At 60.2% G+C, this 16,063-nt stretch carries 17 protein-coding genes; 11 read left to right on the forward strand and 6 right to left on the reverse strand.

Annotated features, from left to right (window positions below):
• Nucleotides 1-70 precede the first annotated feature (70 nt).
• Both lepA and tenA read right to left on the reverse strand, forming a co-directional pair.
• Entirely contained in the window at nucleotides 71-1,903 is a 1,833-nt protein-coding gene (lepA, locus tag FHT78_RS16140) for a translation elongation factor 4 (RefSeq protein WP_183745831.1), read from the reverse strand.
• A 76-nt stretch (nucleotides 1,904-1,979) separates the two neighbouring features.
• The gene (gene tenA, locus FHT78_RS16145) at nucleotides 1,980-2,678 is read right to left on the reverse strand and encodes a thiaminase II (protein WP_183745833.1); all 699 of its coding nucleotides are present in this window, start codon (nucleotides 2,676-2,678) and stop codon (nucleotides 1,980-1,982) included.
• 129 nt (nucleotides 2,679-2,807) lie between these two features.
• On the opposite strand from tenA, the gene FHT78_RS16150 reads away from it, so the two are divergent.
• Nucleotides 2,808-3,377: an XRE family transcriptional regulator gene (locus FHT78_RS16150; RefSeq protein ID WP_183745836.1), complete on the forward strand. Its 570-nt coding sequence runs from the start codon at nucleotides 2,808-2,810 to the stop codon at nucleotides 3,375-3,377.
• Nucleotides 3,378-3,405: 28 nt separating this feature from the next.
• Nucleotides 3,406-3,924, forward strand: a complete 519-nt coding sequence (locus tag FHT78_RS16155) for a GNAT family N-acetyltransferase (protein ID WP_183745838.1) — start codon at nucleotides 3,406-3,408, stop codon at nucleotides 3,922-3,924.
• On the opposite strand, the gene FHT78_RS16160 is transcribed toward FHT78_RS16155, so the two are convergent.
• A complete protein-coding gene (locus tag FHT78_RS16160; protein WP_183745841.1) occupies nucleotides 3,906-4,532 on the reverse strand; it encodes an HAD-IA family hydrolase in 627 nt (208 codons plus the stop codon). The two genes, FHT78_RS16155 and FHT78_RS16160, sit on opposite strands and share 19 nt — an antisense overlap.
• Nucleotides 4,533-4,685: 153 nt before the next feature.
• Here FHT78_RS16160 and FHT78_RS16165 point away from each other — a divergent pair, with 153 nt between their 5' ends.
• The 3 genes from FHT78_RS16165 (at nucleotide 4,686) to FHT78_RS16175 (ending at nucleotide 7,257) form a co-directional block, all read left to right on the forward strand.
• Nucleotides 4,686-5,711, forward strand: coding sequence for a histone deacetylase family protein (locus FHT78_RS16165; protein WP_183745844.1), 1,026 nt, complete (start codon nucleotides 4,686-4,688; stop codon nucleotides 5,709-5,711).
• Between the two features lie 9 nt (nucleotides 5,712-5,720).
• The gene (gene recX, locus FHT78_RS16170; RefSeq protein ID WP_183745847.1) at nucleotides 5,721-6,272 is read left to right on the forward strand and encodes a recombination regulator RecX; all 552 of its coding nucleotides are present in this window, start codon (nucleotides 5,721-5,723) and stop codon (nucleotides 6,270-6,272) included.
• A gap of 91 nt (nucleotides 6,273-6,363) precedes the next feature.
• Nucleotides 6,364-7,257: an EamA family transporter gene (locus FHT78_RS16175; RefSeq protein ID WP_183745850.1), complete on the forward strand. Its 894-nt coding sequence runs from the start codon at nucleotides 6,364-6,366 to the stop codon at nucleotides 7,255-7,257.
• 4 nt (nucleotides 7,258-7,261) lie between these two features.
• Here the strand turns inward: FHT78_RS16175 and FHT78_RS16180 are convergent, their stop codons facing one another.
• The gene (locus FHT78_RS16180; RefSeq protein ID WP_183745854.1) at nucleotides 7,262-7,729 is read right to left on the reverse strand and encodes a truncated hemoglobin; all 468 of its coding nucleotides are present in this window, start codon (nucleotides 7,727-7,729) and stop codon (nucleotides 7,262-7,264) included.
• Nucleotides 7,730-7,895: 166 nt separating this feature from the next.
• On the opposite strand from FHT78_RS16180, the gene mbfA reads away from it, so the two are divergent.
• Nucleotides 7,896-8,879 carry an iron exporter MbfA gene (mbfA, locus tag FHT78_RS16185; protein WP_183745857.1) on the forward strand — a complete coding sequence of 328 codons (984 nt, stop codon included), beginning with the start codon at nucleotides 7,896-7,898 and terminating at the stop codon, nucleotides 8,877-8,879.
• A 107-nt stretch (nucleotides 8,880-8,986) separates the two neighbouring features.
• Here mbfA and FHT78_RS16190 read toward each other — a convergent pair whose 3' ends face one another.
• Nucleotides 8,987-9,586 (reverse strand): transglutaminase-like cysteine peptidase, encoded by a 600-nt coding sequence (locus FHT78_RS16190; RefSeq protein WP_183745860.1) that lies wholly within the window; start codon nucleotides 9,584-9,586, stop codon nucleotides 8,987-8,989.
• A 209-nt stretch (nucleotides 9,587-9,795) separates the two neighbouring features.
• Nucleotides 9,796-10,593: an alpha/beta hydrolase gene (locus FHT78_RS16195; RefSeq protein WP_183745863.1), complete on the reverse strand. Its 798-nt coding sequence runs from the start codon at nucleotides 10,591-10,593 to the stop codon at nucleotides 9,796-9,798.
• A gap of 180 nt (nucleotides 10,594-10,773) precedes the next feature.
• Here FHT78_RS16195 and infC point away from each other — a divergent pair, with 180 nt between their 5' ends.
• The 5 genes from infC (at nucleotide 10,774) to pheT (ending at nucleotide 15,926) form a co-directional block, all read left to right on the forward strand.
• Nucleotides 10,774-11,310, forward strand: a complete 537-nt coding sequence (gene infC, locus FHT78_RS16200; RefSeq protein WP_183746499.1) for a translation initiation factor IF-3 — start codon at nucleotides 10,774-10,776, stop codon at nucleotides 11,308-11,310.
• A 299-nt stretch (nucleotides 11,311-11,609) separates the two neighbouring features.
• Nucleotides 11,610-11,813: a 50S ribosomal protein L35 gene (rpmI, locus tag FHT78_RS16205; RefSeq protein ID WP_004108077.1), complete on the forward strand. Its 204-nt coding sequence runs from the start codon at nucleotides 11,610-11,612 to the stop codon at nucleotides 11,811-11,813.
• Between the two features lie 39 nt (nucleotides 11,814-11,852).
• The gene (rplT, locus tag FHT78_RS16210) at nucleotides 11,853-12,257 is read left to right on the forward strand and encodes a 50S ribosomal protein L20 (RefSeq protein WP_007813309.1); all 405 of its coding nucleotides are present in this window, start codon (nucleotides 11,853-11,855) and stop codon (nucleotides 12,255-12,257) included.
• A gap of 147 nt (nucleotides 12,258-12,404) precedes the next feature.
• Nucleotides 12,405-13,487, forward strand: coding sequence for a phenylalanine--tRNA ligase subunit alpha (pheS, locus tag FHT78_RS16215; protein ID WP_183745866.1), 1,083 nt, complete (start codon nucleotides 12,405-12,407; stop codon nucleotides 13,485-13,487).
• A gap of 15 nt (nucleotides 13,488-13,502) precedes the next feature.
• Nucleotides 13,503-15,926: a phenylalanine--tRNA ligase subunit beta gene (pheT, locus tag FHT78_RS16220; RefSeq protein WP_183745869.1), complete on the forward strand. Its 2,424-nt coding sequence runs from the start codon at nucleotides 13,503-13,505 to the stop codon at nucleotides 15,924-15,926.
• Nucleotides 15,927-16,063 lie beyond the last annotated feature (137 nt).

A 16,063-nucleotide genomic window follows, 5' to 3' on the forward strand; every position in this document is an offset into this window, starting at 1 on the left:
GGCTGGCACAGGGCCAGCCTCCGATTTCGTGTTGGGCCTGAAGGGGGGCACCGAAACTCGGATAGTCCCCTTACTCGTCGCCCATCTTTAGCGCGGCAATAAACGCTTCCTGCGGAATTTCCACCTTGCCGAACTGGCGCATGCGCTTCTTGCCGGCCTTCTGCTTGTCGAGCAGCTTGCGCTTGCGGGTGGCGTCGCCGCCATAGCACTTCGCGGTCACGTCCTTGCGCAGCGCCGAGATCGTTTCGCGGGCGATCACGTTACCGCCGATCGCAGCCTGGATCGGGATCTTGAACATGTGCTTCGGAATCAGCTCCTTGAGCTTTTCGCACATGTCGCGGCCGCGCTTTTCGGCGGCCGTGCGATGCACCATCATCGATAGCGCGTCGACAGGCTCGCCGTTGACGAGGATCGACATCTTCACGAGGTTGCCCTCGCGATGGTCGGTGAGTGTATAGTCGAAGGAGGCATAACCTTTCGAGATCGACTTCAGCCGGTCGTAGAAATCGAAGACGACTTCGTTGAGCGGCAGGTCATAGGTCAGCATCGCGCGCGTGCCGACATAGGTGAGCTCGATCTGGATGCCGCGCCGGTCCTGGCAGAGCTTCAGGATACCGCCGAGATAGTCGTCCGGTGTCAGGATCGTTGCGCGGATCCACGGCTCGTGGATTTCCGAGATCTTGACGACATCGGGCATGTCGGCCGGGTTGTGCAGCTCGCGCTCAGTGCCATCTGTCATGTACATCTTGTAGACAACGGACGGTGCGGTGGCGATAAGGTCAAGATCGAACTCGCGCTCCAGCCGCTCCTGGATGATTTCGAGATGCAGGAGGCCCAGGAAACCGCAGCGGAAACCGAAGCCGAGTGCAGCAGACGATTCCATTTCGAAGGAGAAGGAAGCGTCGTTGAGGCGAAGCTTGCCCATGGCGGCGCGCAGATCTTCGAAATCGGCCGCATCGACCGGGAAGAGACCGCAGAACACGACGGGCTGCGCCGGCTTGAAGCCCGGCAGCGCTTCGGCGGTTGGGCGCTTGTCTTCGGTAATGGTATCGCCGACGCGGGTATCGGCCACTTCCTTGATCGAAGCGGTGATGAAGCCGATCTCGCCGGGGCCGAGGCTGTCGACATTGACCATCTTGGGCGTCAGCACACCGACGCGCTCCACCTGGTATTTCGCATCCGTGCCCATCATCCGCACGGTCTGGCCCTTGGTCAGCACGCCGTCGATGACGCGCACAAGGACCATGACGCCGAGATAGGTATCGTACCAGCTGTCAACGAGCAGTGCCTTCAGCGGCGCCTTCTCGCCGCCGGGGCTCTTCGGTGCCGGCAGCTTATGAACGATCGCTTCGAGCACGTCGGGAATGCCGAGGCCGGTTTTCGCCGAAATCAGCACGGCCTCGGAAGCGTCGATGCCGATCACTTCCTCGATCTGTTCCTTGATGCGCTCCGGCTCGGCAGCCGGAAGGTCGATCTTGTTGAGGACGGTGACGATCTCATGATTGTTGTCGATCGCCTGGTAGACGTTGGCGAGCGTCTGGGCTTCCACGCCTTGGCTGGCATCGACGACGAGCAGCGAACCCTCGCATGCCGACAGCGACCGGGAAACTTCATAGGCGAAGTCGACATGGCCGGGCGTGTCGATCAGGTTGAGGACATATTTCTCGCCGTTGTTCGCCTGGTAGTGCAGGCGCACGGTCTGTGCCTTGATGGTGATGCCGCGCTCGCGCTCGATATCCATATTATCGAGCACCTGCTCGGACATTTCGCGCTCGGCAAGGCCGCCGGTCGTCTGGATGAGGCGGTCAGCAAGCGTCGATTTGCCGTGGTCGATGTGGGCCACGATCGAGAAGTTGCGGATATGGGATAGCGGGGTGGTCGAATTGGTGCTCATGCGCGCCATATAGCAGCGCGCAGATCGCCCGCAAAGCGGTAATTATCCCGCCGTTTACGCTATTTTGCTATCCGGGGAGCGTGCCTCAGACGGGCCACTTCTCCAGCCGCCAGGCCGAATCCCAGAACATCCATTCATATTGCGAGGCGCGCACGAAGACGTCCATCATCTGCTGGCGTTCCACCAGGGAGGCAGCGCGCCCGGCAATATCAGTCAAAGCGATGACCTCACGAGCGCCGGCCGCGAACTGCGGATCCCCATAGGTATTGATCCAGGCCTGAAAGACGTTGCCCTCGATCGCCGGCCTGCTCTTGATGCCTTCGCCGACATGCCAGTAGATCCAGAAGCACGGAAGGATGGCCGACAGCGCAACGGCATAAGAGCTGTGATAGGCCGTTGCCAGCAGGAAATTCGTATAAGCGAAGCAGGATGGCGAGGGCTCGGCCGCCGTCACATCCGCGCTCGAAATACCGAACTGGGTTAGGAAACCGGCATGCAGACCCTGCTCGACCGTGATCGCTTTCTGAGCCGACCCGAGAAAGCGCAGCACCTGGGCATTGTCGGGCGCCTTTGCGGCGACGATCGCAAGGCAGCGGGCATAGTGCTTCAGATAGATCGCATCCTGCAGGATGTAATGGCGGAACACCTCCGGCGGCAGCGTGCCGTCGGAAAGCCGTTCCAGCAACGGCAATCGCTCGATCTCGGCCATGATTGGCTTGATCCGCTCCCAGGCGGCAGCCGTGAAGCTTCCCGCCGTCTCAGTGCCTTGCGCAATACCGTCCATCTTGCTCTCCGCTTTTGAATGCCGCTGCCATTTATCGACGGCGCTATGGTGAAAGCAAGGCCACTGATGAGGAGTTGATTCCATCATTGGATCATGTATTTCTCTTATAGTGGAATCATGGATCGGAAGATGGAACAGGAACTCCAACAGGCGATCGGCGTTCGCATCCGTACGTTGCGGCTGGAAAAAAGCCTCACTTTGGATGATCTCGCCAATGCCTCAGGGGTGAGCCGCGCCATGATCTCCCGTATCGAGCGTGCAGAGGCGAGTCCAACAGCCTCGCTTCTGGCGAGGGTCTGTGCTGCTCTTGGCCTCTCATTATCCGAATTCTTTGCCGACGAAGCGCAGGCGGCATCGCCGCTCTCGCGCCGTCAGGATCAGCAGGTCTGGCGCGATCCCGAAACCGGCTATATGCGCCGCGCCGTTTCGCCGTCGGGTACGGCCTCGGATATCGATATCGTCGATGTTGAGTTTCCCGCCGGTGCACGGGTCGCCTTCCCGCCGCACGCAGCGAGCCGCGGCATGACCCAGCATGTCTGGCTCTTTGACGGCGAGCTGGAAATGACCGTCGGCGAAACCGTTCACCGCCTCAAGCCTGGCGACTGCCTCTTCATGCCGGTCGGTGACGGCCATGTCTTTCACAATCCGGGTCACGCGCCGGCACGGTATTGCGTCGTGCTGGACCACGGCACCCGCTAACTCACGCGCTCATTGACCAGGAACCATCATGTCGACCATCCGCTTTCTCTCCGCCGCCGAAGCCTATGCAGCCATTCCCGATCTTTGCGAGGTGCTTGCCGACTGCGTCAATGGCGGCGCTTCGGTCGGCTTCATGCAGCCCTATACGCCGGCTGATGCAGAACCCTATTGGCGGGGCGTCGCCGAAGCAGTGGCTGATGGCGCTACTCTCCTCTTCGGCGCCGAAATGGATGGCAAAATAGTCGGCACCGTGCAGGTCGGCGCTGCCCAGATGCCGAACCAGCCGCATCGCGGCGACCTGAAGAAGCTGCTTGTTCATCGCTCCGCTCGCGGTCACGGCCTGGCGCGCCTCCTGATGGAGATGGCCGAGCAGGAAGCGGCCCGTCGCGGCAAGACGATCCTCGTTCTCGACACGGCAACCGGCAGCGATGCCGAAGCGATTTATCCGCGTCTCGGCTGGGAGCGCGTCGGCGTCATCCCCGATTATGCGCTTTGGCCGGAAGGCGGGTTTTGCGCCACGACGCTTTTCTACAAGCGGGTGGGCTGAGGGTTCTGCGTAAAGGCGGCGATGGCATCTGCGAGCGCCGATGCGGGCGTCCAATGCAATGCCTTCCAGCCGAATTGCGCCGCAGCCGCAATATTCTCCTCGACATCGTCGATGAAGCCGATGTCTTCAGGCGCCACACCGACGCCATCGGTCACGAGGCGGAAAAAAGCACTTTCGGGCTTTCGAGCACCAAGGGCGGCGGAATAGAAGATGCCGTCGAAAAGCCCGCCGAGTTCGAGCACGTCGCGCAGGTAAGCCGCCCGCCTGTGCTCCTGATTCGTGGCAAGATAAAGAGGCGTGCCTTCGTCCTTCAGGCGGGCGAGGTCAGCAAGCAACTGCCGGTCCAGCCGGGAATCATTTTCAAACCAGTAATCGAGCAGTTTCTCGGCGGTAAGATGGGGAGCGATCCGGCCGAGAATTTCCGTCAGACGGGGTTCTATCGGCTCTTGGCCCGTAATGATCCCCGGCCAGTGCGGCATGAAGAACTCCCGCTGAAGCAAGGACGGCGACAGGCCGAGGTCGCGCTCGAGGTAAGTAAAAAGCGGCAGACCGTCCGCTGGCCGTCCGTGAACCAGCACGCCATCGACATCGACCATCAGGATTTTCATGGGGCTTAATCTCTTGAGGAAAAGGAACGCATTCTGAAATCGGCTTGAACGTGGCGTCATCTTTCGTGGCGATCAAGACGTGTTCAACGGCTTTTTTCTTGGGGCGGGCCTGTGTAAGGCTTGAGTCTGACAGACTGATTTGCGGAGGAACTCGTGCGCGTCATCTATTCCGAAGACCACAAGCTGCGCGATGCGAAGACGGAGCTGCACGACGGCCAGCTCGTGACGCCCTTCGAGGCACCGTTCCGGGCGGAATGGATTCTCGCCGCGGTGAAGAAGGCGGGCTTCTCGGATGTTGTTGCGCCGGAAGCTCACGGTCTCGAAACGGCGCGCAAGGTCCATGATCCGGCCTATCTGGAGTTTCTGGCGATCGTCTGGGACCGCTGGGTGGCCGCGGGATATACGGGCGAGGCGATTGCCAACTCCTTCCCCGTCCGCCGCACCAGCCAGCGCATACCGGAAAACATTGTCGGCGCGATCGGCCATTATGCCAATGCGGCCGACACGTCCATCACCAAGGGCTCTTACGAGGCAGCCGTTGCCTCCATGCGCTGCGCGATATCGGGCGCGGACTGGCTGAATGCCGGCAACCGTTTCGCCTTCGCGCTCTGCCGCCCGCCGGGCCATCACGCCGGCATCGACCTTTTCGGCGGCTATTGCTTCATCAACAATTCCGGCGTCGCGGCCCAGCGTCTGCTCGATCACGGAGCAAAGAAGGTCGCCGTGCTCGACGTCGATTTCCATCACGGCAATGGCACGCAGGATCTCTTTTATCGCCGCAGTGATGTCTTCACCGCCTCGCTGCATGGCGATCCCATCCACGCCTTTCCCTATTTCCTCGGCCATGCCGATGAAGCAGGCGAAGGGGAAGGCGACGGCACCAACCGTAATTACCCGATGGCACCCGGCACCACATTCGATGTTTGGTCATCGGCATTGTCCGATGCGCTCTCACGTATCAAGGGCTTTGGCGCCGAAGCAATCGTTGTCGCCCTCGGCGTGGACACGTTCGAGCGCGACCCGATCTCCTTCTTCAAGCTGAAATCGGAGGATTTCATCCGTATGGGCGAGATGATCTCCGCTGCCGGTTTGCCCGTCGTCACCTGCATGGAGGGCGGTTACGGCCTGCCGGAAATTGGCCTCAACGTCGCCAATGTGCTCAAGGGATTGGAAGCCTGATCGCTGCCCATGACCGAGGAGACCATTCCATCCGATGTTCCGACGCCGCGTATGCTGAGCTGGGCGCGCAACTCGACCATCTACCGCCTCGAACGGCGCATGATGACCGAGAAGCAGCTCTTTGACGCCATTACGCGCAAGGCGAAGGAGAAATTCGAGGATATCAGCGCCGCCCAGCTGAAGGCCGTTGCCGATTTCGCTGTCAACTTCGCCTATGACAACAAGGCGATCGACGATAGCGCCTATGCCAAGATCAGTACGCGTTCTGCCGTGCGCAGCGGCAAGTCGAAGCGCGCCATCGCCCGGAAGCTTGCAGTCAAGGGCATCTCCAGCGACAGGGTTGAGGCAGCGCTTGAAGAGGCTGACGATCTCTATGCCGCGGCGATATTCGCCCGCAAGCGTGCCTTCGGGCCTTTCCGTCGCGAGGAACTCGACGAAAAACGGAAGGTAAAAGAGCTCTCCGCCTTCGCCCGCAACGGCTTCAGCTTCGAGATCGGCAGGAAGGTCTTCGACATGAGTTTCGAAGACGCAGAAGAGATCATCCTCTCAGGCCGCCTCTGACATCGCATCAAGCCTTTTGCTACCCCGATCAGAAGTTTGAATTTGTCGCTCATGCGCTGTCCTCATATGAAGAGCGCAATCGGAGAAGCATATGGAAGAAAGAACGAACGTCGGAACGAGCACCCTGACGGCGCAGACGCCCGCAGCGTTTGGCGGTGTGGCCGCCGGCGGGATGATGTGTCTCATGTCCATGTCCTCTGTGCAGTTCGGCGCGGCCTTGTCCTCCTCAGCCATCGCCACTTATGGGCCGATCGGCGCCACCTGGCTGCGCCTTGCCTTTGCGGCCATTATCCTCGCGATCGCCGTGCGTCCGCGCATGTCAAGCTACAGCCGCGCTCAATGGACGAGTGCCCTGGTCCTCGGCACCACGACGGCGCTGATGACGATGAGCTTTTTCTCGTCGATCGAACGCATTCCGCTCGGTCTCGCCGTAGCGATCGATTTTCTCGGGCCGCTTTCGGTCGCGACGATTGGTTACGGATTGAACTGGCGCCTCATCTGGCCGCTTGTCGCCGCTTTCGGCGTTCTGGCTCTCGCCCATGACGGCGAAGGTTGGGTTGGAGATCCCCTCGGTGTCCTCTTTGCATTCGGCGCTGGAACCGGCTGGGCGATCTATATCGTGCTCACGAAGAAGATCGGCGCAAGCTTCAGGGGGCTGGAAGGACTTTCCATGTCGCTCATGGTCGCCGCTCTGGTGGCGACACCCTTCGGCTTCTCGGGTGCCGTGCCGAAGCTCGATGCTTTCGGTCTGGTCGAAATGGTGGGCCTTGCCATTCTCGTGCCGCTGCTGCCCTACACGCTGGAGCTGATCGCGCTGCGTCGCATGCCGACCGCCTCCTTCGGCATCCTCATGAGCCTCGAGCCGGCCATTGCAGCCCTCGCAGGCTTCGTCATTCTGGCCCAGCCGATGACGTTTCTGCAAATGGCCGGGACGGCTCTGGTCGTTGCCGCAAGTGCGGGTGCGACCTTTTCGGCAAGGCAGTAAAGGGTCAGCCCGTCTTCTTTGCGGGATCGTCGAGTGCCGGATTGTAGAAGAGCGACAGCGTCAGGCTCTTTGCGATCCGTTCCGCTGTCGCCATGAACCAGTCCCTGGCTTCCGGTGTCGGGGCCACGTCTTCGAGCGTTTGCGAAAACAGCGAAAGCCATTTCGGGAAAAGATCGGGCGTCATGTTCGCCACGCCGAGATGCGCCTGCACCGGCTTGCCGCCATAGGCGCCGCTGCGGAAAGCAACAGAGGACCAAAAGCTCTTCATCTTTTGCATATGTTCGGGCCAGCGGCCGGAAAGCCGCGCATCGAAGACCGGTCCGAGCTCGGGATGCGCGAGTACCCGCCCGTAGAAAGTCTCCACCAGCTTCGAAATGAAGGCCTCGTCCACGCCGATCACCTTCATCTCGGCTTCGGCCTTTTCACGGATGGCGGCAATATGCGCGGCCCGTCCCTGTATCTCGCTATTCATCTTTAACCCCGGTGCTGCTTGTGGCCTCCATATAGGTTGGCGCGCCGCGTCGGCAAAGCGCGATCGGCCGATCGCGTCAATCTGTCAATCTCGCGGGGTTTCGATCTTGACCCACGTGTCGCGTCCCTCTAAGTTTAGAATAATTCTAAATTATTGGAGACTAGCGATGCTCGCCCCGTTTTTCAGATCACCGAAACGTTCCTTCCGCTCTCTCTCCGAGCAGGAAATCCTGGCGCTTGCTATCGCCTCGGAAGAGGATGACGCTCGCATCTACCTCGCTTATGCCGAACATCTGCGACAGGAATTTCCGGCCTCCGCCAAGGTGTTCGAGGATATGGCCGAGGTGGAGGACACGCACCGCAGGTCGCTGATCGAAATGCACCGCCAGCGCTTTGGCGAGCGTATTCCCCTCATACGCCGCGAGCATGTCGAAGGCTTTTATGAGCGCAAACCCGACTGGCTGCGCGCCAATCTCTCCCTCGATGCGATCAGGCAGGAGGCCGAAGCGATGGAGGAGCAGGCCTATCGCTTCTATGTCGAAGCGATCAAGCAGACCTCTGACGCCTCTACCCGCCAGCTTCTCGGCGATCTTGCACTGGCAGAGCAAGGCCACGAGGATATTGCCCGCATGCTCGGCGACAAGCACACGCCGGAAGACGTGAAGAGGGAAGAGGATGAGACAGCACGCCGACAGTTCGTGTTGACCTATGTACAACCGGGTCTCGCCGGTCTCATGGACGGCTCGGTCTCCACGCTGGCACCAATCTTTGCCGCGGCCTTTGCCACGCAGGATACCTGGCAGACCTTCCTCGTCGGCCTGTCGGCCTCTGTTGGTGCCGGCATTTCGATGGGCTTCACGGAAGCCGCCCATGACGACGGCAAGATCTCCGGCCGCGGCTCGCCGATCAAGCGCGGCCTTGCCTGCGGTATCATGACGGCGCTCGGCGGCCTTGGCCACGCGCTGCCCTATCTCATTCCGCAATTCTGGACCGCGACCGTCACCGCCGCCATCATCGTTTTCTTCGAACTCTGGGCGATCGCCTTCATCCAGAACAAATATATGGAGACGCCGTTCCTGCGCGCCGCCTTCCAGGTCGTCGTCGGCGGTGGCCTCGTCCTCGCAGCCGGTATTTTTATCGGGAATGCGTGAACGGCGCTCGAGCGTAGCCGAGCGAAACACGGATGGCAGCGCGAGAGCATCCTGGAATGAAAAAGGCCGGCTTTCGCCGGCCTCTCCCACAGTCCCCTCGAAACGTCTTACTTGAGAGCGCCGACCAGAACGTCGCGGCCATTCTCAATGGTTACCCAGCGGCCGGCATTGAAGCTCGACTGGCGCTTGATGAACGTATAGGGCGTCGAAAACCACGGCTTGACGTCGGAAGCGAGGTTGTCGAGCACGAAATCGCCTTCGGCAGTACGCAGCGTCAGCACGGCATGACCTTCGCCATCGGGCTTGCGCACGACGGTCATCAGCAGATCGGCAGGCGAGAAGCCGCGCTGGATGAGGATACGGCGCTTCAGAAGCGCGAAATCCTCGCAGTCACCGGCCGTGGTCGGATAGGCCCAGACCTCGTCCTTGCCGTAGATTTCCTTGTCGGTCATTGGCGTGATCGTGCGGTTGACGGTCGTGTTGACCGAACGGACCGTTGCCCACCTGGCGCCCGTCATCGCGACCGGGCCGGTATTGCGGTCGGCACCGCATTCGCTGCGGTGCGTTTGACAGAAGTCGTAATGACCAACCGGCTGCGATGTCGCATTGCCGGTCACCATGGAGGCATTCTTGCTCGGAGCCGGAATAGCGGCCGGCGCCATTGCAAACACGGCCATCATGGCCACGAGGAAACCCTTGATCCGCACGCCCTACTTCCCTGCATCGCCCTTTATTTATTAACAAAGAGTTAACGGAGAGGGCCGAAAGGAGTCAATCGTTACTTCTTGGGAGGGCCGTACAACTCGCAGACATGGTTAAAATGCAACATAACCTTTGGATGATCGAACAGATCTTGTTCAACCGTGACCTTCTATTTGGGCAGTTGCGTATGCTTTGATGGGGGACCGGCTTCCGCTCAGCGGATCATCCCTTTGACGGCGGTGCGCAGCCGTTCGATGTCCTGCGGGCGCGAAAGCCGGTGATCGCCATCGCGAATGAAGGTCAGCAGCACGTCGTCCGCCGGAAGATGTTCCACGAGCTTCATCGCATGCAGATAGGGGATATCGGCATCTTTCATACCCTGCAGGATATGGATCGGGCAGCCCGTTTCGATGATCCCGGTCAGCACCCGGTTCCGGCGGCCATCCTCGATCAGCGCGCGCGTATAGATGTTGGGCTCCGGGCTATACTGCGAGCGTTCCTCGAAATAGCCGCGCTCCTCCAGCGAGGCGCGCTCCTTCTTCTTGAGGTTCGGCTCGATCAGATCGGAGGTGAAATCCGGCGCCGGCGCGATCAGCACAATGCCGTCAAGCTTTGGCCCGCCGCCCTTCGCAAGCTCCTGTGCAACCCGCAACGCGATCCAGCCGCCCATCGAAGACCCGATGAGGATCATTCGTTCCGGGGCGGTATTGCGGATCACCGCGAGCGCCTCCTCCAGCCAGCGCGAGATCGTGCCGTCGGTGAAGGCGCCGCCGGAAAGCCCGTGGCCGGAATAGTCGAGGCGGATGCAGGCGGCACCCAGTTCCTCCGCCAGCCGGTCGATTTCGACAGCCTTGCTGCCGCTCATGTCCGATCGGTAGCCGGATAGCCAAATGAGAGCGGGAAGATCGGTGTTGGCCTTCGCCGGGCGTATCAGCATGGCGATCTGCCGCGCCGCCGCGCCTTCGCCGACATCAAGGAACTTGGGCTCAAGAACGGACATCTGGTCGGACATCGGGCGAAACTCCTGTTGTTTTGGCCTATAAAACAGATTCTTGACGGGCTGACAGCAGGTGATTTTTCCGCTAAAGGATGTTATTGAATCCGTTGCAGCGATGGTGTGACCCGTTTGTGCCCCTTTTCGAACTGGGACACGAAGCTGCAACGTTCCGAACAACGCGAGGAGAATACGACCATTCGCAGACCCTTCAAAACCGACGCGCCCGTGAAGGATGGACCGCGCTCGAATCGGGATATCCGCATTCCCAAAGTTCAGCTGATTGCTGCTGACGGACAGAATATGGGCGTCGTGCCCACCGACCAGGCCTTGAGAATGGCGGAAGAAGCCGGCCTCGACCTCGTCGAAATTTCCCCCAATGCCGAACCGCCTGTGTGCAAGATCCTCGATCTGGGCAAGCTGAAATATGCCAACCAGAAGAAGGCTGCCGAGGCGCGTAAGAAGCAGAAGATTGTCGAAGTCAAAGAAATCAAGATGCGCCCGAACATCGACACCCATGACTATGAGGTGAAGATGAAGGCGATGGGTCGCTTCTTTGACGAAGGTGACAAAGTGAAGGTGACGCTGAAGTTCCGCGGCCGCGAAATGGCCCACCAGGAACTCGGTATGAGGCTTCTCCAACAAGTTAAGGCCGACACGCTCGAGATTGCCAAGGTCGAGGCCGAGCCCAAGCTCGAAGGCCGCCAGATGATGATGGTGCTGGCGCCGAAGTGACCGGTGCCGCATCCTTTCGCTCAAAGCCGTCCGACAGGGCGGCTTTTGTGTTTCTTGCGGGTGCAAGAATCCTCTTCTGCCCCGTTGCACTTTCATGACGCTGCGGTTATAAGCGCGCGTCCGAACTGACCGGCAGGGCATGCCGTGGCAGTTTCGAATGCTTGCGGGCAGGTTTCGTCACTGGACCCGCAGATCAACAACAAACGCTCCCGCGCCTTTGGCGAAGACGGTAAAGCCGGCTTTCGCAGAAGGGCTTCTTTGATGAAGCATGTGAGGAGCTCTCAGAACGGAGTAGCAAAATGCCCAAGATGAAGACGAAGTCCTCTGCCAAGAAGCGGTTCAAGATCACCGCGACCGGCAAGGTCAAGGCGGCTGCCGCTGGCAAGCGCCATGGCATGATCAAGCGCACGAACAAGTTCATTCGCGATGCACGTGGCACGATGGTTCTGGCAGAACCCGATGGCCGTAAGGTCGTGAAGAACTATCTGCCGAACGGTCTCTGAGACTATTCCGGTAACGCGTTAGATTAAGGAGATCATGAAATGGCACGTGTAAAAAGAGGCGTCACCGCCCACGCCAAGCATAAGAAGGTTCTGAAGCAGGCCAAAGGTTTCTACGGCCGCCGCAAGAACACCATCCGTACCGCCAAGGCCGCCGTCGATCGCGCCAAGCAGTACGCATATCGCGACCGCAAGGTTAACAAGCGCAACTTCCGCGCCCTCTGGATCCAGCGTATCAACGCTGCCGTCCGCGAATTCGGCCTGACCTATGGCCGCTTCATCGACGGCCTGAACAAGGCTGGCATCGAAGTCGACCGTAAGGTTCTGTCCGACATGGCAATCCATGAGCCGGAAGCATTCGGCGCGCTGGTTGCTGCCGCCAAGAAGGCCCTTGAGTACCTCAAGGAAACTGGCACGGCTAACGAGTTTGAAGGCGCGGTTCGTTAACCAGCGCTTCCCAAGCTTGACGCTTTTTTGAATTTTGGGAAACCCGCGCTGGTTTGGGCTAGCGCGGGTTTTTCTTTCTTTGTACTGCTGGCGCCGGCCGCTCGGCCCGCCTTTCGAACGCCGCCTGATCTGGACGGAAAGAAGACAATGTCAGATATCGACCAGCTTAAATCCTCTCTGCTTGCCGAAATTGCCGCCGCCAATGACGAACAGACGCTCGAAGCCGTCCGTGTTTCGGCACTCGGCAAGAAGGGCTCCGTCTCCGAGCTTCTGAAGACGCTCGGCGCGATGACGCCGGAGGAGCGCCAGACGCGCGGCGCTGTCATCAATGCTCTGAAGAACGAGGTGACCGACGCTCTCACCGATCGTAAGACGGTGCTGAAGGAAGCGGCGATCAATGCCCGTCTGAAAGCCGAAACGGTCGATGTCAGCCTGCCGGTACGTTCATCGCCCGCCGAGCGCGGCCGTATCCATCCGATCAGCCAGATCGTCGACGAAATCACTGCGATCTTCGCCGACATGGGCTTCTCGATCGCCGAAGGTCCAGACATCGAGAGCGACTATTACAATTTCACGGCTCTGAATTTTCCCGAGGGACACCCGGCCCGCGAGATGCACGACACCTTCTTTTTCAATCCGGATGAGAAGGGCGAGCGCAAGGTTCTGCGTACACATACCTCGCCGGTGCAGGTGCGCACCATGGAAGCGCAGAAGCCGCCGATCCGCATCATCATCCCCGGCAAGACCTACCGCCAGGATTCCGACGCTACCCATTCGCCGATGTTCCATCAGGTCGAGGGTCTGGTCGTCGACAAGAAGGCCAATGTTGCCAACCTTCGCTGGGTGCTGGAGGAATTCTGCAAGACCTTCTTCGAGGTCGACGGCGTGACAATGCGCTTTCGCCCGTCCTTCTTCCCCTTCACCGAGCCCTCCTTCGAGGTCGATATCCAGTGCGACCGGTCCGGCCCGATCGTCAAGTTCGGCGAAGGCACCGACTGGATGGAAATCCTCGGCTGCGGCATGGTCCACCCGAACGTACTGCGCTACGGCGGACTCGATCCGGACGAATATCAGGGCTTTGCCTGGGGCATGGGCCTAGACCGCATCGCCATGCTGAAATACGGCATGCCAGACCTGCGCGACTTCTTCAACGCCGACGTCCGTTGGATAAACCATTACGGCTTCCGCCCGCTCGACATGCCGACGCTGTTCGGCGGCCTGAGCGTTTAAGGGAGGATTGGACCTATGAAATTCACGCTCTCCTGGCTGAAAGATCATCTGGAAACGGATGCTACGCTCGATGAAATCTGCGCCCGCCTGACTGAGATCGGGCTGGAAGTGGAAGATGTCGACGATAAGGCAGCCTTCAAGCCCTTCGTTATCGCCAAGGTTCTCTCCGCCGAAAAGCATCCGCAGGCCGACCGCCTCAAGGTACTGATGGTCGATACCGGTCAGGGCGCTCCGGTACAGGTCGTCTGCGGCGCGCCGAATGCGCGTGCGGGTCTCATCGGCGCCTTTGCCGCTCCCGGCACCTATGTTCCCGGCATCGACGTAACGCTGTCGGTCGGCAATATCCGCGGTGTGGAAAGCCGCGGCATGATGTGCTCGGAAAAGGAACTGCAGATCTCCGACAATCACGACGGCATTATCGACCTTCCTGATGATGCGCCCATCGGCACGAGCTACGCCGCCTATGCCCATCTCGACGATCCGGTCATCGAGATCAACCTGACGCCGAACCGCCCGGACTGCACCTCGATCTACGGCATTGCCCGCGATCTTGCCGCCTCCGGCCTCGGCACGCTGAAGACGCGTCCCGCGCCATCCTTCGCTGTCGAAGGAAAAACGCCGGTAACGCTGACGCTCGATCTCGACGATGCCAAGCTCTGCCCGGGCTTCAGCCTGCGGCTCGTCCGTGGTGTCAAGAATGGCCCGAGCCCGCGCTGGATGCAGCAGCGGCTGCTCGCGATCGGCCTGCGCCCGATCAATGCACTTGTCGATATCACCAACTACATGACCTTCGATCAAGGCCGGCCGATGCACGTCTTCGACGCCGCCAAGGTCACGGGTAACCTGACTGTGCGCCGCGCCAGGGAAGGCGAAACCGTGCTGGCGCTCGATCAGCGCGAATACAAGCTCGGCCCGAACAACGTCGTCATCGCCGATGAAGACGGCATCGAATCGATCGGCGGCATCATGGGCGGCGAACATTCCGGCTGCGATGAGAATACCGTCGATGTCCTGATCGAATCCGCTCTCTGGGATCCGATGAACATCGCCAAGTCAGGTCGCGCGCTCGGCATCATCACCGATGCCCGCTACCGTTTCGAACGCGGCGTCGATCCGGAGTATATGATTCCGGGTCTGGAACGCACGACGGAACTGGTGCTTGAACTTTGCGGCGGCACGCCCGCCAGGGCCGAAATCGTCGGCTACAAGGGTTACGAGCCAAAGATCGTCGACTTCCCCTATTCGGAGGTCAAGCGCCTGACCGGCCTGGAGGTTTCGACCGAAGAAAGCAATAGGATTCTGAGCCGTCTCGGTTTCAAGGTTTCGGGCTCCGGAGAACGTGTCTCCGTCGCCGTTCCATCCTGGCGTCCCGATGTCGATGGCAAGGCCGATCTGGTGGAAGAGGTCATGCGCATTCACGGCGTCGACAACATCAAGCCGGCGCCGCTCGAAAGCCATGCTGCCGTCAACGGTAAAATCCTGACGGTGCTGCAGATCCGCACGCGCATCGCCAAGCGCGCTCTCGCCTCGCGCGGCATGCTGGAAGCCGTCACCTGGTCTTTCATTTCCGAAGATCAGGCAAAGCTCTTCGGCGGCGGCTCGGCAGCCCTCAAGCTCGCCAACCCGATCGCGGCCGAAATGTCGGATATGCGCCCCTCGCTGCTGCCTGGCCTGCTGACGGCTGCCCAGCGTAATGCAGACAAAGGCTATGGCGACGTGGCGATCTTCGAAGTCTCCGGTACCTACGAAAACGACACGCCGGAAGGCCAGCGCCGCGTAGCCGGCGGCATCCGCCGCGGCACGGCCTCGCTTGCCGGTGTCGGCCGCATGTGGTCGAATGCCTCAAAGGGTGGCGGCAAGCCGGTCGATGTCTTCGATGCCAAGGCCGATGCGCTCGCCGTCATCGAAGCCTGCGGCCTGCCGACGGGGAATATTCAGATCGAGCAGGGCGGTCCCGAATGGTATCACCCCGGCCGCTCAGGCACGATCAAGATGGGTCCGAAGGTGATCCTCGGTTATTTCGGCGAGTTCCATCCGACCATGCTCGAAAGGCTCGATGTTTCCGGCGCGCTCTGCGGGTTTGAAGTCTATCTCGATGCCATGGCCGAGCCGAAGAAGAAGGCGACCCGTACCAAGCCGGCGCTTGACCTCTCGCCCTTCCAGGCCGTCAAGCGCGACTTCGCCTTCGTCGTCGATAAGACCGTGGAAGCTGGAGCGATCATCAAGGCTGCCACCGGTGTCGATCGCAAGCTGATAACGGGCGTCAATGTTTTCGATATTTTCGAAGGCGCCTCGGTCGGCGAAGGCAAGAAATCCGTTGCGATCGAAGTCCAGATCCAGCCGGCCGAGCGCACGCTGACGGACGAGGATTTCGAAGCGCTGACCCAGAAGATCGTCGCAAGCGTTGCCAAGTTCACCGGCGGCGTTTTGCGAGGCTGAGCCGGCTAAGTCGATCTCAAGCAAAACTGGTTTCGCGTCCAGAATTGCGTTGAGCAAAAGATAAAGCGCCCTTTGTGCGTCTGATCAGCGCGCAAAGGGCGCTCTGATTTTATGGACCTGTTTTTCCGAACTTGAGG

The sequence above is a fragment of the Rhizobium sp. BK196 genome (genome assembly GCF_014193255.1).
GTDB lineage: Bacteria > Pseudomonadota > Alphaproteobacteria > Rhizobiales > Rhizobiaceae > Rhizobium.